This is a genomic window from Natrarchaeobaculum aegyptiacum (genome assembly GCF_002156705.1).
Taxonomy (GTDB): Archaea; Halobacteriota; Halobacteria; order Halobacteriales; family Natrialbaceae; genus Natrarchaeobaculum; species Natrarchaeobaculum aegyptiacum.
On the sequence record NZ_CP019893.1, the window covers coordinates 607260 to 628456 of the forward strand.

The following is a 21197-nucleotide window of genomic DNA, read 5'->3' on the forward strand; positions in this document are numbered from 1 at the left end:
GTGAGCCCGCGAGTGAGCCGGTCAGAAGAGTCCGAGGAGCACCCGAATCGGGATACCGACCGCGAAGATGGCGATCAGTGCTGCCGCCGCCAGTAGCACGACCGTCGGGAGTTCCTCTTCTTCGAACTCGAATAGCCACTCCATGGAGACGCGTTGGGAGGGTTCGCACGTAATCCTGTCGTTCGTCGGTTCGACGTCGGTCGAGAGCGAGTCGGTACCAGTTCGGGTCTCGTCCCCTCTCGAGTCGGACACTTTTCACCTTCCTCTGAGCAGTGCAACCGCTCTCGAGTCGGATCGCCTGTGAAAACACGTCGTCGTCTCGAGTCCGTCGATCGGGTCTCGTTCCGGCCCGAAATCGTCCGTCCCGAACGTAAAAACGGTTCAGACCACGCTCTCGAAGTCCTCGAGCGAGTACGACGGCTCTGCGCCGCGGCGGTCGAGGACTTCGTTCGCGAGCAACCAGTAGACGACCGAGAGAGCCTTGCGACCCTTGTTGTTCGTCGGGACGACGAGGTCGACGTTGCTGACCTGGTTGTTCGAGTCACACATCGCGATAACCGGGATACCCACGGTGATGGCCTCCTTGACGGCCTGAGCGTCACCGATCGGGTCCGTGACGACGACCACGTCGGGTTCGATGTAGCCGTCGTACTTGGGGTTCGTCAGCGTGCCGGGGATGAACCGGCCCGTTCGCGCTCGAGCGCCGACCGCTTCGGCGAACTTCTCTGCCGGGAAGCGACCGTACTGGCGGCTCGAGGTGACGAGGATCTGTTCGGGTGCGTAGTTGGCGAGGAAGTCCGCAGCCGTGCGGATGCGGCCGTCGGTCTTCGCGACGTCGAGCACGTAGAGCCCGTCGGTGCGGACGCGGTGGATGAACCGCTCCATGTCCGCGGTCTTCTGCTGGGTACCGATGTGGACACCGGCACCGAGGTAGTCCTCGACGGGGATGAGGAGGTCGGCTTCCTCGTCGCCCATGACGTCGTCGTCGAGAGCCGGCCCGGCGTCTTCCGGTTCGGCTTCGACGTCGTCGTCAGCGGCTGCTTCTGCGTCGGCCTCGTCGTCGGCCTCGGCGGACTGTTCGTCGACTGGCTCGACGTCCTCTGCGGGGTCGGCAGCGGGACCGGCACCTTCGGCCGGCTCCTCGTCTACCTCGTCCGCGGCGGCGTCGAGCCCTTCCTGGGTCGCGTCGTTTTCTGTCATGTCGCGTCGTCTGCGATTCTGATGAGTTCGTTGAGTTTGGCGGTTCGCTCGCCCCCGACGGCGCCCGTCTTAACGTACGGAACGTCCGTCGCGACGGCGAGGTGTGCGATCGTCGCGTCTTCGGTCTCACCCGAGCGATGGGAGACGACCGACTCGTAGCCGTTCGCGCCCGCAAGTTCGATCGCGTCGAAGGCGTCGGTGAGCGTCCCGATCTGGTTTGGCTTGATCAGGATGCTGTTTGCGGCGCCGCGATCGATCCCCTCCTGGAGGCGCTCGGTGTTGGTGACGAACAGGTCGTCGCCGCAGACGAGCGTCTCCTCGTCCACTTCGTCAGTGAGGTCGGCGAAGGCGTCGTAGTCGTTCTCGTCGAGCGGGTCCTCGACGTAGACGAGGTCGTACTCGGAAACGAGGTCGGCGATGTAGGCGATCTGCTCGGCCGTATCGCGGCTTTCGCCGGCGGATTCGTACTCGTACGTTTCCGAATCCGCGTCGTACATCTCCGCAGCGGCGACGTCGAGTCCGAACCGGACCTCGAAGCCAACCTCGTCTTCGACGCGCGAGACTGCCTCCTCGACGATCTCGAACGCCTCGCTGTCGTCGATCGAGGGTGCCCACGCCCCTTCGTCGCCCTTGCCCGAGGGAACGTCTCGCTCCTCGAGCAGGTCGGCGACGGCGGCGTGTGCGGCGGCGTTGGCGAAGACGGCGTCTTCGACGCTCGGTGCGCCGACGGGTGCGACGAGGAACTCCTGGATGTCGGTCGCGTCGGCGGCGTGTTCGCCCCCGCCCACGACGTTCCCCAGCGGAACCGGGAAGTTCTGGCCGCGGAAGGTGCCACCGAGGTGCTGGAACAGCGGCGCTCCGAGCACGTCGGCGCCGGCTTTCGCGGCGGCCATCGAGATGGCAACGGCGCTGTTTGCGCCGATTTCCGAGAAGTCGTCGGTGCCGTCTGCGGCGTGCAGGATGGCGTCGACCTCTCGTTGATTGCCCGCGTAGGCCTCACCGACGAGTCGCGGCACGGCGTGTTCGCGGGCCGCGGCGATCGCCTCGGTCGGCGGTCGTTCGACGGCCTCGTACTCGCCGGTGCTGGCACCGCTCGGTGCGGCCGCCCGACCGAACCCGCCGCTCTCGGTGAGAACGTCGGCCTCGACCGTGGGGTTGCCACGTGAATCGAGGATCCGCCGCAGGCGGACGTCGGTGATCAGCGTCATTTCCGATCCTTCCCCCGCTTGACCGTGAAGGGCAACGCGCCCGCATCGTACTCTTCGGCAGCGATCAGGATCGGCTGGGTCTGGTCGGTCTCGACCAGCACCGGTGCCCCGTAGGAAACCTGCAGGGCTCGAGCGCCGAGGATTCGTGCCTTCTCGTAGCGGTTGTGACGTTGCTGTTGCATAGTTTACTGGTACGGAGAGACGATGTCGACGAGGTCCTGGTGGGAGACGAGCATCCGCCGGCAGCAGTAGCGCTCGACGCCGAGTTCGTCGAGGACCTCCTGTGGGTCTTCGTCTCCCTCGTTGGCTCGCTCGTCGAACTCTTCCCAGTGTTCGCCGACGACGTTGCCGCAGGTGAAACACCGAACCGGTACCATCATACCTGCATCACCTTAGCGGTACGATTTCTGGTAGCGTGCCCGAGCGCCCGGGCCGCCCCACTTCTTCGGTTCGGACTGGCGAACGTCGTTGACCAGCAGCGAGCGATCGAACTCCATGAACGCGTCGCGAAGTTCGGCGTCGTTGGTGTGCTGGACGATCCCGCGGGCGATGGCCGTGCGGACGGCGTCTGCCTGCCCGCTGATGCCACCACCGTCGACGCGAACGTCGATGTCCATCTCGCTTCGCAGGTCGTCGCCGACGATGCGGAACGGTTCGAGCATCTTGAGCCGCGACATCTCGGGCTCGACGAGCTCGACCGGCTGGGAGTTGATTCGCACGCGGCCTTCCCCCTCGCGCACGGTGGCGCGGGCGACGGCCGTCTTCTTCTTGCCACTCGTGTTCGTTACCATGTGACGTTAGCACCGAGTTGGTCTGCGACTTCGCCCAGATGGACGAAGCGGATGTTCGACAGGCGGTCCAGCGACGTGTCCTCGAGAATCTCGGCCTCGCGGTCGTCGTCGTCCTCGTAGGGGTTGCCCACGTAGACGCGGACGTTCGAGAGTGCCTCGCGACCGCGGGGCTTCTTGTACGGCAGCATGCCGCGGATCGATCGCTTGAAGATCGTGTCCGGTCGGCGCGGATAGGCCGGCCCCTGGTCGGAGCCGAGGCCGATCCGGGTACGGTAGGTCTCGAAGACGTCTTCCTTGTCGCCGGTGATGACGGCGTCTTCGGCGTTGACGACGGCGACGCGCTCGCCGTCGAGGGCGCGCTGGGCGACCTCGCTGGCGACACGGCCGAGGATGCAGTCACGGGCGTCGACGACGACGTCCGCGTCGAATTCGGCGACGCTCATGCGATCACCCGCACGTTGGATCCGTCTGGATTCTCTTCGAGCAGTTGCTCGAGCGATACTGGCTCGCCGACCTGGTCGATCTTCGTCTCGGCGGACGAGGAGAAGTCGACCGCGGCGACGGTCACCGACTTCTGCAGCGCGCCGGATCCCAGCACTTTGCCGGGGACGACGACGGTCTCTTCTTCGCGTGCGTATCGGTCGATCCGACCCAGGTTCACCTCTGCGTGGTTCGCCCGGGGCTTTTCGAGTCGATCCGCGACGTCTCGCCAGACGTCGGCGTCCGCGTCGTGGGACGCAGACTTCAGCTCGGCGATGAGGTCGTTGAGCCTCGGATTGGTCTTGCTACTCATTGGTTTCCTCCAAATGCTGTCGGTGGCAAAACGTCGGAGCGTTCTGCCGATCGCGATGCTGGAATCGAACGCGACGCCGTGGCGGCGTCGTCGTGTCGACTCGACCGAGTGGGTGCCGGTCGTCCGCGACGGACGTGGCTTCGTCGATCAGTCGACAGGTCAGAAGTGGAGTGCAGGGAGCAGGATTTGAACCTGCGGACTCCTACGAGACAGCGCCCTGAACGCTGCGCCGTTGGCCAGACTTGGCTATCCCTGCTCGCACTTCTTCGTAACCGTCGCCCCTTCAAACCCCTTTCGATTCCAGCGGACGAACCGAAGCCGGTCTCGTCGCTCACGGCGTCGGCGTTCGGTTCGCGGGTGGGTCGGGGGCGTCGGATCATGTCTACAGCTGTACTGCGTCCTCGAGTTCGGTCGCACGCGCTTCGATCGAGTCTGCGGCGCGGGTGACCAGTTCCTCGACGGTGAACGAGCCGTCGGTCTCGACGTGGAAGACGAAGGCGTTCGGGACGTCCTCGACGGCGACCTCTTTTCCGGGATAGCGCTCGGAGAGGTCGTGGCCGAACTCACTCGTCGAAACGAGTTCGTCGCCGTCCTGAATGACGCCGCGAACGATCTGCGGTTCCTCGTCTTCGAACTCCGGCAGGTCGCCGACGACCTCCACGCGCTGGAGGTGTCGGTATCCCACGGCGACGCCACCCTGGTGTTTGGCGTGGTCTTTGCCACGGCCGAGGGTCGCGTCGGCTTCGGCCTCGAGTCGCTGGCCGTCTTTGAGTTCGATGATCGGAACGTTCTCGTCGGCGGGCTGGACGAGGTCGTCGCTCGAGACGAGGTCGCCCGAGTAGGCCGTTCCTGGCCCTTCGACGTCGATCGAGAGCGTAACGACGTCGTCTTCGGCGAACTCGCCTTCGGGTGGGGTCGTCAGTGGGACGAGGCCCAGCCGGAGGGCGAGTTGCTCGTCGAACATGACCGACGAGTTCTCGACGAACCGGACGGTATCGATCGCCATCGTCGGCACGTCGGCGAGCATGGCTCGCCGGATGCCGTTGGCGAAGGCGGGCGTGACGCCCCGAACGAGGAACCGTGCGTTACGATCCTCGCGTTCGACGAACTCGACGTCGTACTCCTCTGTCATGGTCTAGTAGCCGCCCTTGCCTTTGGGTGCGCGCGATCCGTCGTGGGGGATCGGCGTGACGTCCTCGATGCGTCCGATCTCGATGCCCGAGCGGGCGAGCGCGCGGATCGTCGCCTGCGCGCCGGGACCGGGGGACTTCTGGAGGTTCCCGCCGGGGCCACGAACGCGGACGTGAAGCCCGGTGATGCCTGCGGCTTTGACCTCCTCGGCGACGGACTCGGCCATCTGCATGGCCGCGTACGGCGACGCCTCGTCACGGTTCTGCTTGACCGCGGTCCCACCGGAGGACTTGGCGATCGTTTCGGCGCCCGTGAGGTCGGTCACGGTCATGACGGTGTTGTTGAACGATGCGTGCACGTGGGCGATGCCCCACTTGTCGTCGTCTGCCATGTTATTGACCCTCCGCTCGTTCCGGGTGGAGTTCGTCCGCGAGTGGACTGTTCTCGTCGAACGCGACGAGGTCCTCCTCGTCGACGTCGACGACGTACGACGGGACGCGGTGGCGCTGTTCTCCGATCACGACGTGACCGTGGGTGATGAACTGGCGGGCCTGCTGTGGCGTGTTCGCCAGTCCCTTTCGGTAGGCGACGGTCTGGAGACGGCGCTCGAGAACGTCTTCGATCTCGAGAGAGAGGACGTCGCCGAGTTCGTCCGTCTCGTCGAGGACGCCGACGCGCTTGAGTCGGCCGAGGAACTCGTCGGTTCGGCGGATAACGGCGGCTTCGTCCTGGGGCTGGGCCAGCAGGTCGCGGGCCTCGCGCCGGTAGGATCGAAGCTCCGACTGTGCACGCCAGAGTTCCTCTTTGTTCCTCAGGCCGTAGCGGTCGAGCAGCGAGTGTTCGCTGGCGATTCGCTCACCCTGGTAGGGGTGATTCGGAGTTTCGTACTGCTTGGTCTTCGTTCCGATTGGCATTATTCGTCACCCTCGTCGGCGGCTTCTTCGGCCGCTTCTTCGCGGATCTCCTCGACGTTGACTCCGATGGTGCCTTCGGTACGGCCGGTGGACTTGGTCCGCTGGCCGCGTACCTTCTGGCCTTTCTTGTGGCGAACGCCACGGTAGGAGTCGATCATCTTCATCCGGTTGATGTCGTGCTGACGGGTCAACTGGAGATCGTTGCTGATCTCGTGGGTGGTCTCGCCGGTGTAGAAGTCCTTCTGGCGGTTGTTGAGCCAGTCTGGAACTTCCTCGGCGTAGTTCTCTACGATCTCGACGACCTCGTCGATGACCTCTTCCTCGAGCGCACCGAACGTGGCCGTTCGGTCGACGCCCGCTTCCTCGGCGATGATCCGGGCGGTGCGTCGGCCGACCCCGTTCAGTTCCGAGAGCGAGCGCTCGACGGATTTGGTCCCGTCCAGGTCGGTCTGGCCGATCCGGACGAAGTACTGCAGGTCGTCGTCCTGTTGTTCTTCGGGTGCTTCCTCGCTCATGTATTGGGTATGTGTGTCTGGTCTGCGCGCGGTGCACGGTGACTGACGGAAAACGTCAGTCCTCCCGTCGAACGGTACGATGGTCGACCGATCGGTTCCGAACGGTCGCCATCGGGTCGTCCGACAGCAGTGGTTCCGACGTCGTGGCGGGGATTCGAACCCCGGAGGCTTGACGCCACATGGTTAGCAACCATGCGCCTTGGGCCGCTTGGCTACCACGACACCGTGTGTCTTGTATCGTCGCCCTCTCGGACTCGGGGACCGTCTCCCCTACACGTATCGCAGGAGAAGCTACCAGTGTCGACTACTTAAGCGCAACGAAAGCCCCCGACCCGAACCTCCGCCCGCACCCGCCACGGTGGCGCCTTCGGGAACCTTCTTGGCGATCGATCCACATCGTCCATCGAGTGTCACGGTCGATCAACCCCACGCGGTTGCTTGCCGCCCTCTGCGGAATCACCGCCGTCGCCCTCGCCGCAGCCACGCTTCCCTCACCACTCGAGACCGGCGGCGAGGGTGGCGACCTCGGAACCGGCGACGGCGGCGACGCCGAGCGACGGCCACCCGGGACCGTGCTCGAGCCGGAGGCCAGCGAGGGGGTCCCGCCGGTACTCGAGTATCTCGCGTACCTGCTGGTCCTGCTTGCCGCGGTCGCGCTCGCGTGGTATCTGATCGTCCACCGTCGAGAGGTCGTCAAGTGGCTCGCCGTGGGCGCGGTCGTCCTGTTCGTTCTCTTCGTCGTTGGCGAACTCCTGCCGACGATCGCCGAGCCCGACCTCGTTCCGGTCGAGGAACAGCCACCGGCAGACGACGCCCTTCCCGGCGAGGGAGACGGCGAGCAGACACCGATGCCGGTGAACCCGGTGGTCCTCGTCCTCGCCGCCGTCGCCGCGGTGTTTCTGATCGCCCTCCTCGCCACTCGAGGCGGGGGTTCGCTCCCGTCGCCACCTGGCCTCCGTGGTGACCGCTCGGCGTCGACCGATTCCGAGCCAGACGCGGCAGCGATCGCCGACGCCGCGGGGCGAGCGGCCGACCGGATCGAGGATTCGACCGTAGACAACGACGTCTACCGGGCCTGGCAGGAGATGACCGAACTGCTGGAGGTCGACCGGCCGGAGGTGACGACGCCACGGCAGTTCGCCGACGCGGCCGTCGACGCCGGGATGGGCCCTGCCGACGTCGAGGAACTCACCCGCCTGTTCGAGGACGTCCGTTACGGCGAGACCGAGCCGACGGCCGAACTGAACGAGCGTGCGAAGACGGTGTTTCGTCGAATCGAGTCGGAGTACGGAGCGCCTGCGGCCACATCCAGCGACGAACGCGCGGCTCGAGACGAGTCATCCGGGGGTGAGACGGCGTGAACGCGACGCGTGCGGCCATCGGACTGGGATTACTCGCGTTCCTCGCCGGCCTCGCTGTCGCGGCCGGGACTGTCCCGCTCGCGATGGACCGACTCGCGATCGGCGGCGTCGGACTGGCCGTCCTCCTGGCGGCCCTGATGACGCTCCGTCGCCGCCGAACCGGCCGTCACCTCCGCTCGACACCCAGCCCCGAGCGTCGGTCACCGGTTCCCGTCCCTGCAGTGCAGCCGCGAGCCGTCCTCGAGGAGTTCGAGCCGGTCACCGACCGGTACGACGTCCTCGGTCGCCACGTCCAGCGTGGGCTCGCCGCGCTCGCCATCGCCGTCTTCACGCGGATCGACGGCGACTCGACCGACGCCGCGCTCGATCGAATCGAGGACGGAAGCTGGACGGACGATCCGGTCGCTGCGGCGTTCCTTTCGCCGACGCTCGAGGCCCCCGACCGGAATCTGCGTGCGAAGCTGTCGTCGATCGTCGGTGAATCGCAGTTCATCACGTCGGTTCGGCGCGTCGTCGCGGCGATCGACGCCGTGGCCGATCGCGACCGACGAGTCGACGGCGACGGCTCGCTCCCAGCCTGTGACTTCTTCGACGGTTCGCGGCGCTTCGAGCCGTGGACCGACACGGGAGGGCTCGGTTCGGCTCGTGGCTCGAGCCGGTCTCGCGGTCGCCGTGGTTCCGACGACAGCCACCACGAACCGATCCGAACGACCGAAGACGACGCGGAACTGGCCGCCGGCGAGGTCGTCTCGACCGGCGGCGTCCGCGGGACCGACTACTGGACGGGGGTCGGCTTCGTCGCGCTGTTCGCCGTCGGCGTCGGTGCGGCAGCGAGTTCACCACCGGTCTTCCTCGCGGGCGTCGTCGGCATCGGTTTCGCGGGGTTCGCCCGGACGTTCGAGCCGCCGAAACCCGACCTCGAGATCGAACGAACCGTCCACGAGGACGAGCTCGAGCCCGGCGACGAGGTCGAGGTCACCCTGCGAGTTACCAACCGGAGCGGTCGGTTCCTCCCCGACGTGCGCCTGATCGACGGCGTCCCACCCGGTCTCGCCGTCGTCGAGGGTGCGAGCCGGCTCGGGACCGCGCTCCGCCCGGAAGAGACCGTCACGCTCGAGTACACCGTCGCCGTCGAGCGCGGCAGTCACGAGTTCGATCCGACTCTCGTGCTCGTCCGCGACTTCGCGCGCTCGCGCCAGCGCGAGTACCTCGTGGGGGCCGAGACGACGGTTCACTGTGAACCCCGGTTGCGCCCGCTGCCCCGACGCGTCCCCCTGCGGGCCGTGACGACGCCGTACCCCGGCCGTCTCGAGAGCGTCGAGCCCGGCTCCGGCACGGCGTTTCACTCCGTCCGCAACTACCGGCCGTCGGACCCGCGCTCGCGGATCGACTGGAAGCGCCGCGCGAAGACCGGCGAACTGGCCACCCTCGAGTTCCACGAGGAACGACCGGCGCGGGTGCTCCTGCTCGTGGACGCCCGCCGGACGGCCTACTGCGCACCCGATCCCGACGGTCGCCACGCGGTCGATCGGTCGGTCGAGGCGGCCGGTCGGTTCGCGGCAACGCTGCTCGAGCGAGGAAACGCCGCCGGGCTCGCCGCGATCGGCCCACTCGAGCGTGACGGAGAGCAGGCAGAGCCGTGCTGGCTCGCTCCCGCGACCGGCCGCGACCACGAACAGCGACTGCGCGAGGCGCTGGCTCGCCACCCACAGCTGTCGACCGAGCCGCCGGCGCTCGGGACGCGCTGGCGGTACCAGCTTCTGGCGATCCGCCGACGACTCGACGCACAGACCCAGGTCGTCCTCTGCTCGCCGCTGGTCGACGCCCGTGCGGCGGCGATCGCGCGACAGCTCGAGAGCCACGGCCATCTCGTGACGGTCGTCAGCCCGGACCCGACGACCGACGGGACCACGAGCGAGGTCGCGGCCGGACTCCTCCGCCGGCTCCGGATCGTCGACCTCCGCCGGGCTGGCGTCCCGGTCGTCGACTGGTCGGACGAGCAGGGGCTCGAAGAAGTACTCGCGAGTACGGGCGCGAGGCAGCGGACGACGTCCGGGGCCGCAATCGGCTCGACGAGTGGAGGTGGCAGTCGGTGACGGGACCGCGACCCGACCTCGGGATCGGCCTCGAGCGTGGAGCAGGCGACCGAAGTGAAAGCGAGCGTGAATCGGCGACAGACACCGACGCAGGATCTGCCCGCGACGTGGGCCAGTCGATCACCCGCGAACCGGCCGTCGCCTCGAGCGTCGCCGCCGTCGGCCTCTCTATCGTCGCTGCCGCGCTTGCCGGCGTCGGCTCGCCGGTGGGCCTCCTCGTCGGACTCGCGGGGATCGTCCTTCTCGCGGTCGCGCTCGTTCGCAACTCGAGACGGCTCGTCGACGTCGCCGGCCTCGTGTGCTTCGTCGGCGTCGTCGCGGGCGGACTCGAGGCCACGGCAGTCGAACCGTCGCTCCTCGCCACGCTCGCCGTCGTCCTCGCCTGGGACCGCGCCCACGGCGCGATCGACGTCGGAACGCAACTCGGGCGGGAAGCCCCGACGCGTCGGCTCGAGGCCGTCTCGTTCGCCTCGAGTCTGTTCGTGGGGGTGTTCGCTGGAACGCTCGGGTACGCAGTGTATTTGATCGGTGGGACGGGCCAGCCGGTCGCCGCCGTGGTGCTGTTCGTGATCGCCGCGGCGCTGGTGACGCTGGGACTCGGGAGCGACGGCAGATGGTGAGACGGAAGCGAAAAACGGTGGAGGATCGTCGCGGTCGACTCATACGGTTTCCTGTACGTCAGTTCCGGCGCACCCGCGATCCGTGCGGCTGTTGTGCCGGTAAATCGGTACAGGAAACCGTATCAGGCTTCGGCCTGCGTCTCGAGGTACTTCTCGTTCAGTTCCCACTCGCCGTCGTCGGATCTGACCATGTACTCGCCGTAGAAGGGGACGCGGTCGGCGACGACCTCGCGGTAGGCCTCGCGAATCTCCGGTCTGGTCATCTCACCCATCGGTTTCAGGTCGTCGTTGCGATTGAGACAGCCCTTGAGGTAGCCGTCGTGGGTGACGCGCACGCGATGGCAGTTCGCACAGAACGTCGGGTTCTCGACGGGGTCGACGATCTCGACCATCCCGACGTTCGGATCGTCGGCGATCGCGTCCACGCCGTCGCACTCCTCGTCTCCCTCGAGAGCGATGTCGGCGTCGTCGCTCGCGATCCAGTAGCGCCGTCGATCGTGCATCTCGCGGTGTTCGACCCCGACGGCCTGCTCGGCGAGCCACTCGTGGACGCGCTCGATCTCGACGTTCCACTCCGGCTTGCCCGTCAGCTCCGGCATGTACTGGATCAACTGGAGCTGTAGCCCCTCGTTCTCGGCGACGTGGTCGACCATCTCCGGGACGTAGCCGGCGGTGTGCTGGAAGACGACCATGTTGAGCTTGACCGGATCGAGGCCCGCCTCGAGCGCCGCGTCGACGCCCTCGAGCACGCGGTCGTAGGCCCCGCTCTGGGTGACCGCAGCGAACTGCTCGCGGTCGAGGGCGTCCTGTGAGACGTTCACGCGCTCGAGACCGGCGTCGACGAGGTCGCCAGCGCGTCCGGGGAGGAAGGTGCCGTTGGTCGTCATCGAGATTTCCATCGAGTCGGGCGTCCGCGCGATGATCTCCTCTAAGTCCTGGCGCAGCATCGGTTCGCCGCCGGTGAACTTGACCGCCTCGACGTCGAATTCGGCGGCGACCTCGAGGAAGCGAACGACGTCGTCGGTCGACATCTCGTCGTCCTGTGGATCCATCGGGCCGCGGGTGTCCCCGAGTCCTTCGTTGTGGCAGTAGACGCAATCGAAGTTACACCGATCGGTGAGAGAGACCCGGACCCCCCTGACCTCGCGCCCGAAGTCGTCCGTGAGCATATCACCGGGTTGCATTCGGATCCGCTTAAGCGCGCTGGATATCTCACCGACACGTAATGCATTTCGGTTACGGAACGTGTGGCCGCACGTGTGGCCACCGTCCAGATCGGTCGGTTCCGAGACAGTTTACGTCACCTCCGCCGGACATGTCGATACTGTAACCATATGTGCGGCGGCTCGCAACGTTTTGCGCGATGGCACGCTCACGTGCGATCCTGATGGCGAAGTGGGGGCCGCACCTGACCCTGTTTCTGATCGTCGGCTACGTCTTTCTCTGGGCCGGCGTGGGTCTCGTCTTCGGCGACCCCCTCACCGTAAACCAGCGTATGAGGCTTTTCGGTCTCCTCGTGGTCTGTCTCGCGATCACCGTCTTTTATCAGTCGTGGGTCATGATCCTGCTCCCGGGGCGAACTCTCGAGCACGGCATCGCGCCCCCGGTGCCGATCAAACGCTATTACCTCCGATCGCTGGTGACTCCTTCGAGCCGGCTGGGGTCCCGGCTGATCGGTCTTCTCCACCTCTGGAACGGACTCACGTCGTTCTGGTTCGCGCTCTTTCTTCTGGCCAGTTACTGATCGCGATCGCCACCGGAAGCCCGACCGTTGCTGCTGTCGGCGACGGTGTCGACACCCTGCCGGAATCGGTCGGGGGAACACATACCACCTCGAGTCATGAACGGGACCGTATGGACGAAGACATGCTCGCCGACCAGCGCCGACTCGTCGACCTGATCGAATCCGAAGGCTGGGACGTCACCGACCTCGAGATTTCGGCCTACGACAGCCCGTGGTCCGACGAGGACGACCCGGAGGCGACGATCACGATCACCGCTCGCAAACCCTACGACGCGCACGACGAGGACGGGCTCGACGAAGACGAAGACGACGAGAACCCGTTCCGCCTGAAGTAGCTGGGCGTTCGACGTTCGAGGAGTCTGCCGTGCCTTAGCGAACCGTCGCAGGGTCGGCGACCGGTAGCTCGACGACGAACACCGCCCCGCGTGGCTCGTTGTCCTCGACCCGGACCTCGCCGTCGTACCGATCGATGAGCGTCTGGACCAGATAGAGCCCGAGGCCGGTTCCAGCACTCTCGAGCCCTTTCTCACCTCGGCCGAAGATCGCTGCTTTCTGGTCGTCGGGGACGCCGGGCCCGTTGTCAGCGACCTCGATGGTGACCGTGTCCGGATCGTCGGCAGCGGAGTGCTCGTCCGCCGAGACTGCCACCCTCACCTCGGGCACGGGCGCGTCGTTGTGCTGGATCGCGTTCGAGAGCAAGTTCCGGAAGACCGCATCGAGCATCTGGTCACCGACGACGCTCGTCTCCGGGAGCGGCCCCTCGACGACGACGCTGGCTTCCGGATGTGCGGACCGAATCTCTTCGAGTTGGCCCTCGAGAGCTCGATCGACCCGGACGCACGTCCCGTCGACGTCGGTCTGTAACATGACTTCCGCCAGGTCGCGGGCGGTCTTCGTGAGTTCGACCGCGTTCTGGACGCTCTCGTCGACTACCTCGAGTCGGTCGCTGCCCGCCTCGTCGACGTGGTCCTCGAGGGCGTCGGCGTACGCCTGGATCAGTTGCAGGTCGTTGCGGATGTCGTGGCGAACGACCTCGTTCAGCAGTTTCAGGTTGTCCCGCTGGGACTCGAGACGGCGCTCGGAGGCGACCCGTTCGGTGATGTCGATGTTACTCTCTGCGATTTTCGTCACGGTTCCGTCTTCGTCGGTCATCGGTGCCGCGTGGACCCGGTAGTGTCGTCGATCACCGTCCTCGTCGTAGTGGACGTGCTCGACGGCTGCCGGTTCACCCGTTGCCGTCACGTCTGCGATCGGGCAGGGAACGGCGTCGTCGCCTTCGTCACACGGCCGATCACGACGATGGGTCACCTCGTAGCAGGCGTCACCTGGGTCGACGTCGGCCCGCGAGTTCATCCACTCGACGGTGTAGTCCTCGACGTCGAGGACGTAGAAGGGATACGGCAGGCTCTCGATCGCCTCGGCGAAGAACGACCGCTCGGCCTCGAGTCGTCGTTCGACCGCCCGGCGGTCGGTGACGTCGATGCCGACGCCGACTACTCGTGTCGGCTCGCCCGCGTCGTCGGTGTGGACCGTCGCTCGAGCCAGCACCCAGAGCGACTCGTCGTCGTCTCGTTGTAGCCGAAACTCGTGTTCGAATCCGTCCGCCGTCTCGAGTGCCTCGCAGACGACTTCCTCGGTGAGATCGCGGTCGTCCGGGTGAATCCGTTCGACGAACGCCTCGTCGGTCCCCTCGAACGAGCCAGGCTCGAGTCCGAGCAGTTCCTCCATCGATTCGTCCCAGACGACCCGATCGGTCTCGAGGTTCCACTCCCAGACGCCGGCGTCGGCGGCCTCGAGCGCGAGTGAGAGTCGCCGTTCGGTCTCCTCGAGAGCCCGCGTTCGACGATGTCGTTCGGTCACGTCGACGAGGTAGCCCAGCCGGTGGCTGATCTCGCCGTCGACGCGACGGTTGGTCGTGAAGTCGAGCACCCATTTTACCTCACCGTCGGCGGTGACGACCCGGTACGGCTCGTGGCGAAAGCGGTCGGTGTCGGGATCGCTGTTGGCCTCGACCTCCGCCCAGACGCGGTCACGGTCGTCCTCGTGGATCACGTCGGCGAACGAGCGCTCGCCAGAGCGAAACGACTCCGGGTCGTAGCCGAAGACCGACGCGACGTTGTCCGAGACGAACTCGACCGGCCAGCCCGGCTCCTCTCGCCAGCGAAAGACGACTGCCGGCCCCTGCTCGAACGCCGCCCGCTCCTCCGCGAGCGTCCGCTCGAGTCGCTCCCGGTCACGGACGTCGCTCGCGATTCCGACGAGGGCCGTAATCCGATCATCCCCGACGACCGGGCGGATCGTCGTCGGCCACGGGAGCGTCTCCTCACCTCCTTCGAGTCCGGGTTCGTACTCGACGGGCTCGCGTCGCTCGAGACACGCCCTGAGCGTCGCTTCGAGACGGCTCCCGCGTCGGTCGCCGTACAGTCCTGTCGGCGTCTCGCCGCGAGCGTCGCTCCCGATCCCCGTGATAGACGCGTACACCTCGTTCGTGTGCGCAAGCGAGATCGTCGGCGACGCCTCACCTTCGGTGTCCTCGTCGCGCGGGTACTGGACGTCGAAGACGACCACCGCGTCGTCGACGCCCTCGAGGACCGTCTCACAGACCGGACCCAGGGGACGTGCGCCATCACTGTTGTAGCCATCCTCGTCGTCTGACCCCACCACCTGCCGATCAGCCATACAATTGCGTCGTCACTCGAGCGACAAAAGTGACTGGATGTCCGCGATTCTGGCGGTCTAGCGCGCGTCGGGTTCGAAAACAGCTGCCTCGACGTCGGTCGAAACGCCGTAGGGGGCGTCGATGGCCGCCCCCTGCGGACTCGAGTCCCGGCCCGCGTAGTGGGCCTCGAGCGAGGCGCGAACGGCCTCGCGGACGCAGGCGCGAGCCGCGGTCCCGACGACGGTGCCGCTCCCGGTGAACTGCGTCGGTTCGCCTTCCGGATCGTATCCCGCGACGATCGCGTCGGTCGTCGTCCCCGGGACGTCCGTGACCGCGAGCAGGGTCGCCGCCTTGGCCTCGGCGGCGACCGCGAGCAGGTTCGCGAGCGCGCCGTCGGCAAGCGACCGCGTGGTGCCGACGATCACGTTCACGGTGCCCCAGCCCGGCGGCTGATCCGAACTGGCCGGGTCGTCGGCGCTCGAGTCGAGGCTGTCGGGTTTCGTCGCGACATCCCCGCCCTCGCTCGCGTCCGGAAATCGGCCGCCGGGTGGCTCCATCGGTAGTCTGGCGGGGTTCGAGATCCCCGCGGTCGCGTAGGCCGTCACCGGACCACAGCGAGCACCGCGAACGTCGGCCATCTCGACACCGGTCAGCAGTGCAGGAACCTCGAGCACCCGGCCGTACTCTCGACCGGGCTCACTCGCGGGCGGAAATCCCGCCCGCTCGAGTCGCTCGGCCACGTAGGTTTCGAGATCGGTCCGGTTCCACCCCTCGGGGACGGCGACGTTGTACGCACAGTCGGCCCGAAAACGGCCGCCGTTGGCCCCGCTCGAGAGCCACTCGGCTCCCGGGTGGCGGACCTGCAGGACGCCGTCGCGACGAACCCCTGCGTAGGGGACACTCGCCTCGTCGGTCGCCGGTTCGACGATGTCGTCGGTCACACCGGTGTGATCGTCGGTCATGAGTCACGCTCGACGGCGTCGTCGACCTCGAGGGCGGCCAGCAGCCGGTCGTTCCGTTCTCGATCCTTCACCGCGACGCGGACGTGGGAGTCGAGGCCGCGGAAGGTGGTGGCGTCCCGGATCGCGACGCCGCGCTCGCGAGCGCTCGCAACGACCGCCTCGACGTCCTGATCACCGACGTCACAGCAGAGGTACGGCGCGTCGGAGGGGAAGACGTCGAAGCGCGTCTCGAGCGCCTCACGCATTCGCTTTCGCTCGCTCGCCACGCGTTCGCGCGTCTCGCGGATGAATTCGTCCTGCTCGAGGCAGTACGCGCCCACGCTGGCGGCTGGCGTGCCGAGCGACCACGGCCGTCGCGCCGTCTCGAGCGCTTCGAGGTACTCGTCCTCGGCCACGGCGAAGCCGGCACGCAGTCCGGGCAGGCCGAACAGTTTGGTCAGCGATCGGACGACGATCACGTGTTCGGCGTCGAGAGTCGCCGCCGACTGCAGGTCGGTAAATCCGAGGAAGGCCTCGTCGACCAGCAGAGGCGTCCCCGCGTGCCGGCAGCGTTCGACGAACACGGTCAGCGCGTCCGGGTCGATCGCCTCGCCGGTCGGGTTGTTCGGCGTGCAGACGATCGCCAGCGCACACTTCTCGAGAACGGCATCTTCGGTCTCGAGCACGGCGTCGTGGGGAACGTACTCCGGTCTCGCCCCCTGTAACGCGATTTCACGGGCGTACTCCCCGAAACTCGGGGTCGGGACGAGTGCGCGGTCGCCGGGCTCGAGCGTGAGTTCGATCGCCAGCCGAATCGCGGCCAGCCCGCCAGCCGTGGGGACGATCTGGTCGGGATGGACGCCGACGAACGCCCCCGCTGCCGCGCGAAACTCGCGGTAGTCGTCGTCCGGGTACCGGCGCGAGCGCTCGAGGGCGTCGGCGTAGACCGCCTCGACGCCGTCGGGCGCGAACGGGTTCGTGTTGGCCGAGAAGTCGAGGAGCTCACGGTCGGATTCGCCGCCGTGAGGGACCCGACTGCCCGCGCGGACCGCGTCAGGGTCCACCGTCGGCCCCCGCGGTCGCGTCGGCGTCCGCGTCTGCACCGTGGCCGCTCCCAGCAGCCGACTCGAGGTCGACGCCGTCGGCCCCGATCCCGAGGCGAGCGCAAACGGCCTCGAACCGGTCTCGAACGGCGGCCATCTCGCCGTCGTCGACGAGCGAGAGAACACCGCCCATGCCGACGCCCTCTTTCGCTTCGCCAGCGCAGTAGCGCTGCATCGAGACGTGTTCTCGACCCCGGAAGCCGGGATCGGTGACGGTCAGGTCGCAGTCGAGCCGGTCACAGGTCGCCTCGAGATCCGCACTCGGATCCTCGGCGACGAACGAGGTGGTCGCGATCGAGAGTGGGTCCTCGACCCCGGCGTGGCGCAGGGCAGCCGCGATGGCGACCATCTGGGTGCCGCCGCCGAGGGTGACGTCCGTTCCCGAGTCGAGCGCCCCGGCGGCGATTCCGGCCACGGTCGCCTGGACGGGGTCGCCGACCGCACCGATCGCGCCGAGCGGATCGTCCTCGCAGGCGGCAGGTGCGAGGTCGCTCGCCTCGAGTGCCGTCTCGACGACGGCTTCCTTGCGCTCGAGGGGGTTCTCGGGCAGCGAGGAAGAGACGCCGGCGGGTTCGCCGAGCGCGGTGAGCACGCCCAGCGCGGTGGTCGTCCCGCCGGGGACGGTCTCACCGACTACGACCTCGTCGTCGGGCAGGCTGGCCCCGAACTCGCGGGCGCGCTCGAACACCGCCGACGCGTCGGGGACGGCGGTGGGTTCGCGGACGTCCGCACCGGCCGGGACCGAGAGGTCGACCGTGGGTGAGCCCGTGGGTCGTGCGAGACCGGCGTCGACGACGGTCAGGTCGAAGTCGACGACCTCGCGGACGGCGCGGGTGACGGCCGCGGGCGTCGGACAGCCCGTCGGCGAGACTGGCGTCACCGGCGAGACCGTCGGCCGGCCGTACTCGAGGATTTCGATGTCTGCGGAGGGCGTCTGGGCCATCAGTTCCGGCGCGGCCCCGGCGGCGCTGATGCCGTCGATCAGGGCCGTCTCGGTCGTTCCGGCGGCGAGAATTACGCGCATCGTCGATCACCTCTCTCGAGGTGCTCGTCGGCGAGCTGGGCATCTGTCAGTCGGTTCACGTTGATCGCCAGTCGCGTGTCGTAGGAAACTGCTGTCATGGATTCGTCAGTGGTGCCGACGACGTTGACCCCGGTCGGCGCGAGGTGGTCGCGAGACTCGAGCGTCGCGTCGACGCTGACGCCGAGTCGACGTTTCAGTGCGACGGGGACGCAGACGGTCCGCGAGGCCGGGTCCGCCCCCTGACGTGCGAGTACCCGGTCGATCACGGGTGCCTCGAGCAACGGTAGATCCGCGGCGACCGACAGCACCGGCGGTTCGATTTCGGGGCGCTCGAGCAGCGCCAGGAGGTCGGCGACGTAGCCCTCGCCCGGCGTCTCGATGACGGTGACGGGATCGGTGTCGCGGCCGGCGTCGGGAACGCCAGCAGCCGTTTGCTCGAGGTGGGCCCGCGTCCCGGGGGCGTTCGGCGAGACGGCCGCGTAAACCGTCTCGACGCGACTCGAGGCGAGCGCCTCGCGAACGCGGTCGACCATCGGGACGCCCGCGATCGGGTGCAGGGGCTTCTCGTGGCGGCTCTCGAGGCGGCTGCCCTCACCGCCGCACATCAGGAGAGCGTCCACACGATCACCCCCGCGTGGACGCCGACGACGCGGCCGACCTCCGTGGCCGCGCCGAAGACGTCGCCGTTGATTCCGCCGAGGTTCCGGGTCGCCCAGAGCCACGGGAGCCCGGCACCGGCGAGCCCCGCGACGAGCGCGACGGCAGCGGCTCCGTGGGGCCAGGTGAGGACCGCCGCAGGCACCGCCAGCGCCGCCGGCGCGACGAACGCGGCTGGCGTCGCCGCCTCGGTGAACCGCGATCCCATCCCCTCGTGGCTCGCCCGTCCGAAACAGGCCATCGCGGCCATCCCGACCCGGGAGCCGACCTCCGCGGCGATCACGACGCCGACCGCGGTCGCGACCGGGAGGGCAGCGAGTCCGAGGCCCGCGAGTCCGAGGCCGACGAGTACGAGGCCGACCGCGAGGACCGCTCCCACGCCCGTCGTCGTGTCCTTCAGCACCTCGCGGCGTCGGTTCGCGTCGCCGTGGACGACGAACGCGTCACCGAGATCCGCGACGCCGTCTACGTGGTGGATTCCCGTCACGAGGTACACCGCGAGCACGTACGCGAATCCGACGGTCGGGTCCGGGACCCGTGCCGCAGCGAGCAACGGGAGCGCCACGAGAACGCCGGCGAGGTAGCCGACGACCGGGAACGCCGCGGGCGTCCGCTGTAAGGCCTCCCAGTCGCGCTCGTCGAACGAGACCGGGAGCCGCGTCAGGAAGCCGACGCCGCCGCGAACCGCACGCGGGAACCGCCGACTCATCGTCGCACCTCCCACACCGGGTCGTACTCGAGCGGCGGTCGCTGCCCCGGCATCGTCACGCTATTGGCCAGTCCAGTCCCCGCGAGCGCCTCGAGCACCACTCCCGTCGAGACGACGACGAGCACGGCCAACACGACCGCGACGATGGCGGCGATCCCGACGAGCCGAACTGCCCGTTCGCCGTCGGCGAGAGTCGGGAAGTCGGCGTCGGTGTTCAGGTCGTAGGCACCCCGCTTCTCGAGGCGGACCTCGAGGACGGCGGCGAGCGTCGCCATCGGCCAGCCGGAGTTCGGCGAGGCTGGCGTTCGTGCCCACCGTCGGACCCGCCACGGAGCGAGCGGGCGTCCGACAGCCAGCGCGAGCGCGAGTGCGCTCACCCGGGCCGGGAGCCACATTACGAGGTCGTCGAGCCGAGCGCTCGCCGTCCCGATCGGTTTCGAGGGGTAGCCGAGCATCGAGTCGAGCGTGTTGACGCCCTTGACCCACGCGGCTCCGGCCGCCGCGAGCGGCAGCGAAACGGGCGCGAGGAGGGCGAACGCGAGCAGCCCGGCCACCAGTCCGTCCGCGAGGTTTTCGGCTGCGCTCTCGAGTGCGCCGCTCCGGAGTTGCGCCGGCGAGAGTGCCGAGACGTCTCGTCCGACGAGCCCGCGGATCTCCTCGCGGGCCGTCTCGAGGTCGCCATCCGTCGCCTCGAGCACCGTCGTCGTCAACTCGAGCAGCGAGCGGAGGCTGATCGAGAAAAAGAGGACGAGTCCCGCGAGGGCGACACCGACGAACAGGTGGATCGAAAGCCCGGCGAACACGACACCCGCCGCCGCGCCCGCTGGGACGAGCGGTGCGAGCAGCGCGACGGCGACGCCCACGAGGCGCTGGCTCCGAGTGGAGTCGGTCCACTCGTGATCGAGCGCGCCGACGAGGCGACCGAACCAGGCGACCGGATGCCAGGCGGTCGGAGGCTCGCCGACGAGTCGGTCGAGCGCGAACGCGAGGGCGATCGCCGCGAGCGCGGCCAGCGTCCCCGTGACCGTCACGTCTGCCCCTCCACGACCCGTTCGAGTCGATCGGGCACCGCCTCGAGCGTGACGGTGTCTCGTTCCGACCGACCCGTCGAGGTCCGGTTCCCGGGACCGCCGTCGGCTGTCGCGAGTACGAGTGCGGTGCCGCCGACGTCCTCGATCCCGCCGTCTGCCTGCGGATCGTCGCCCACGTGCACGAGGTCGGCGACCGACACGCCGAGGCGCTCGGCCGTCACCGCGAAGATTTCGGGAGCCGGCTTTCGCCAGCCACAGTCGACGCTCGAGACGACGGCGTCGAACCCTGCGGCTTCGAGGCCTGTCTGCTCGAGCGTTCGCTCGACGAGCCCGGGCACGCTGCAGTTCGAACAGACGGCGACGGGACCACGCTCGCGTGCTGTGGCGACGGCCGCACGCGCGCCCGGTCTGACCTCGACCGACGCGTCGAACGCCGCGATCACGGCCGCACGCGATACCTCGTGATCTGCGACGACGCCGCGGCTCTCGAGGGCTCCTGCGACGTGGTCGACCAGCGAGAGTTCGCGCCCCGGCGGGAGGTCGTGGTGCAACTCGCCGTAGGCGTCCTGCCAGTCGTCCGGCACCGTCACGCCCCGGGCCTCGAGTTCCGCGCCGACGGCGGTCGCTGGCGTTGCGGGTCGCTCTGCGGCGACGAGCGTCCCGAAGAGATCGAACGATACACCCACGGTCGTGAGACTAG

The 21197-nt window shown here is 68.0% G+C and carries 26 protein-coding genes and 2 tRNA genes; 5 read left to right on the forward strand and 23 right to left on the reverse strand.

Going from position 1 to position 21197, the window contains the following annotated elements; genetic code table 11:
- Window positions 1-21: 21 nt before the first annotated feature.
- From B1756_RS20010 to B1756_RS03110, 14 genes are all read right to left on the reverse strand, one after another.
- On the reverse strand, window positions 22-144 hold the full coding sequence (locus B1756_RS20010; protein WP_267128219.1) for a hypothetical protein: 123 nt from the start codon (window positions 142-144) through the stop codon (window positions 22-24).
- A 237-nt stretch (window positions 145-381) separates the two neighbouring features.
- Window positions 382-1200 (reverse strand): 30S ribosomal protein S2, encoded by an 819-nt coding sequence (rpsB, locus tag B1756_RS03050; protein WP_086887219.1) that lies wholly within the window; start codon window positions 1198-1200, stop codon window positions 382-384.
- Window positions 1197-2408 (reverse strand): phosphopyruvate hydratase, encoded by a 1212-nt coding sequence (gene eno, locus B1756_RS03055; RefSeq protein WP_086887220.1) that lies wholly within the window; start codon window positions 2406-2408, stop codon window positions 1197-1199. The genes rpsB and eno overlap by 4 nt, the downstream gene beginning before the upstream one ends.
- Window positions 2405-2590, reverse strand: a complete 186-nt coding sequence (locus B1756_RS03060) for a DNA-directed RNA polymerase subunit K (protein WP_086887221.1) — start codon at window positions 2588-2590, stop codon at window positions 2405-2407. The genes eno and B1756_RS03060 overlap by 4 nt, the downstream gene beginning before the upstream one ends.
- Before the next feature lie 3 nt (window positions 2591-2593).
- Window positions 2594-2788, reverse strand: a complete 195-nt coding sequence (locus B1756_RS03065) for a DNA-directed RNA polymerase subunit N (protein ID WP_086887222.1) — start codon at window positions 2786-2788, stop codon at window positions 2594-2596.
- 12 nt (window positions 2789-2800) lie between these two features.
- Window positions 2801-3199, reverse strand: a complete 399-nt coding sequence (locus B1756_RS03070) for a 30S ribosomal protein S9 (protein WP_086887223.1) — start codon at window positions 3197-3199, stop codon at window positions 2801-2803.
- Window positions 3193-3642 (reverse strand): 50S ribosomal protein L13, encoded by a 450-nt coding sequence (locus B1756_RS03075; protein ID WP_086887224.1) that lies wholly within the window; start codon window positions 3640-3642, stop codon window positions 3193-3195. The genes B1756_RS03070 and B1756_RS03075 overlap by 7 nt, the downstream gene beginning before the upstream one ends.
- The gene (locus tag B1756_RS03080) at window positions 3639-3992 is read right to left on the reverse strand and encodes a 50S ribosomal protein L18e (RefSeq protein WP_086887225.1); all 354 of its coding nucleotides are present in this window, start codon (window positions 3990-3992) and stop codon (window positions 3639-3641) included. The genes B1756_RS03075 and B1756_RS03080 overlap by 4 nt, the downstream gene beginning before the upstream one ends.
- 171 nt (window positions 3993-4163) lie before the next feature.
- A tRNA-Leu gene (locus tag B1756_RS03085) sits at window positions 4164-4248 on the reverse strand.
- 126 nt (window positions 4249-4374) lie between these two features.
- Complete coding sequence (locus B1756_RS03090; protein ID WP_086887226.1) at window positions 4375-5124, reverse strand: DNA-directed RNA polymerase subunit D; 750 nt, start codon at window positions 5122-5124, stop codon at window positions 4375-4377.
- A gap of 3 nt (window positions 5125-5127) precedes the next feature.
- Entirely contained in the window at window positions 5128-5514 is a 387-nt protein-coding gene (locus tag B1756_RS03095; RefSeq protein WP_086887227.1) for a 30S ribosomal protein S11, read from the reverse strand.
- Window position 5515: 1 nt separating this feature from the next.
- Entirely contained in the window at window positions 5516-6037 is a 522-nt protein-coding gene (locus B1756_RS03100) for a 30S ribosomal protein S4 (protein ID WP_086887228.1), read from the reverse strand.
- Window positions 6037-6552: a 30S ribosomal protein S13 gene (locus B1756_RS03105; protein WP_086887229.1), complete on the reverse strand. Its 516-nt coding sequence runs from the start codon at window positions 6550-6552 to the stop codon at window positions 6037-6039. The genes B1756_RS03100 and B1756_RS03105 overlap by 1 nt, the downstream gene beginning before the upstream one ends.
- A gap of 139 nt (window positions 6553-6691) precedes the next feature.
- Window positions 6692-6774: transfer RNA gene (locus B1756_RS03110), tRNA-Ser, on the reverse strand.
- A 185-nt stretch (window positions 6775-6959) separates the two neighbouring features.
- Here B1756_RS03110 and B1756_RS03115 point away from each other — a divergent pair.
- The 3 genes from B1756_RS03115 to B1756_RS03125 are packed head-to-tail and all read left to right on the forward strand — an operon-like array spanning window position 6960 to window position 10629.
- A complete protein-coding gene (locus tag B1756_RS03115; protein WP_228434445.1) occupies window positions 6960-7913 on the forward strand; it encodes a DUF4129 domain-containing protein in 954 nt (317 codons plus the stop codon).
- Entirely contained in the window at window positions 7910-10009 is a 2100-nt protein-coding gene (locus tag B1756_RS03120) for a DUF58 domain-containing protein (RefSeq protein ID WP_086887231.1), read from the forward strand. The genes B1756_RS03115 and B1756_RS03120 overlap by 4 nt, the downstream gene beginning before the upstream one ends.
- Window positions 10006-10629, forward strand: a complete 624-nt coding sequence (locus B1756_RS03125) for a DUF7519 family protein (RefSeq protein ID WP_228434446.1) — start codon at window positions 10006-10008, stop codon at window positions 10627-10629. Before B1756_RS03120 ends, B1756_RS03125 begins: the two co-directional genes overlap by 4 nt.
- Window positions 10630-10751: 122 nt before the next feature.
- Here the strand turns inward: B1756_RS03125 and moaA are convergent, their stop codons facing one another.
- A complete protein-coding gene (gene moaA, locus B1756_RS03130; protein WP_086887232.1) occupies window positions 10752-11798 on the reverse strand; it encodes a GTP 3',8-cyclase MoaA in 1047 nt (348 codons plus the stop codon).
- Window positions 11799-11992: 194 nt separating this feature from the next.
- Here moaA and B1756_RS03135 point away from each other — a divergent pair, with 194 nt between their 5' ends.
- Together B1756_RS03135 and B1756_RS03140 are read left to right on the forward strand one after the other, a co-directional pair.
- Window positions 11993-12373 carry a hypothetical protein gene (locus tag B1756_RS03135; RefSeq protein WP_086887233.1) on the forward strand — a complete coding sequence of 127 codons (381 nt, stop codon included), beginning with the start codon at window positions 11993-11995 and terminating at the stop codon, window positions 12371-12373.
- A gap of 110 nt (window positions 12374-12483) precedes the next feature.
- Window positions 12484-12708, forward strand: a complete 225-nt coding sequence (locus B1756_RS03140) for a hypothetical protein (RefSeq protein ID WP_086887234.1) — start codon at window positions 12484-12486, stop codon at window positions 12706-12708.
- Window positions 12709-12742: 34 nt separating this feature from the next.
- Here the strand turns inward: B1756_RS03140 and B1756_RS03145 are convergent, their stop codons facing one another.
- Genes B1756_RS03145 through B1756_RS03180 form a run of 8 tightly spaced genes read right to left on the reverse strand, consistent with a single transcriptional unit; the run spans window position 12743 to window position 21183 of the window.
- Window positions 12743-15052: a sensor histidine kinase gene (locus B1756_RS03145; protein ID WP_086887235.1), complete on the reverse strand. Its 2310-nt coding sequence runs from the start codon at window positions 15050-15052 to the stop codon at window positions 12743-12745.
- A gap of 57 nt (window positions 15053-15109) precedes the next feature.
- Window positions 15110-15994 (reverse strand): adenosylcobinamide amidohydrolase, encoded by an 885-nt coding sequence (locus tag B1756_RS03150; protein ID WP_086887236.1) that lies wholly within the window; start codon window positions 15992-15994, stop codon window positions 15110-15112.
- On the reverse strand, window positions 15991-17037 hold the full coding sequence (cobD, locus tag B1756_RS03155; protein ID WP_086890017.1) for a threonine-phosphate decarboxylase CobD: 1047 nt from the start codon (window positions 17035-17037) through the stop codon (window positions 15991-15993). The genes B1756_RS03150 and cobD overlap by 4 nt, the downstream gene beginning before the upstream one ends.
- Complete coding sequence (cobT, locus tag B1756_RS03160; RefSeq protein ID WP_086887237.1) at window positions 17027-18100, reverse strand: nicotinate mononucleotide-dependent phosphoribosyltransferase CobT; 1074 nt, start codon at window positions 18098-18100, stop codon at window positions 17027-17029. The genes cobD and cobT overlap by 11 nt, the downstream gene beginning before the upstream one ends.
- Window positions 18091-18705, reverse strand: coding sequence for an NTP transferase domain-containing protein (locus tag B1756_RS03165; RefSeq protein ID WP_086887238.1), 615 nt, complete (start codon window positions 18703-18705; stop codon window positions 18091-18093). Before B1756_RS03165 ends, cobT begins: the two co-directional genes overlap by 10 nt.
- Window positions 18705-19466, reverse strand: a complete 762-nt coding sequence (gene cobS, locus B1756_RS03170) for an adenosylcobinamide-GDP ribazoletransferase (RefSeq protein ID WP_086887239.1) — start codon at window positions 19464-19466, stop codon at window positions 18705-18707. The genes B1756_RS03165 and cobS overlap by 1 nt, the downstream gene beginning before the upstream one ends.
- A complete protein-coding gene (gene cbiB / locus B1756_RS03175) occupies window positions 19463-20497 on the reverse strand; it encodes an adenosylcobinamide-phosphate synthase CbiB (RefSeq protein ID WP_228434447.1) in 1035 nt (344 codons plus the stop codon). The genes cobS and cbiB overlap by 4 nt, the downstream gene beginning before the upstream one ends.
- Window positions 20494-21183, reverse strand: coding sequence for an HAD family hydrolase (locus B1756_RS03180; RefSeq protein ID WP_086887240.1), 690 nt, complete (start codon window positions 21181-21183; stop codon window positions 20494-20496). The genes cbiB and B1756_RS03180 overlap by 4 nt, the downstream gene beginning before the upstream one ends.
- Between the last annotated feature and the right edge of the window lie 14 nt (window positions 21184-21197).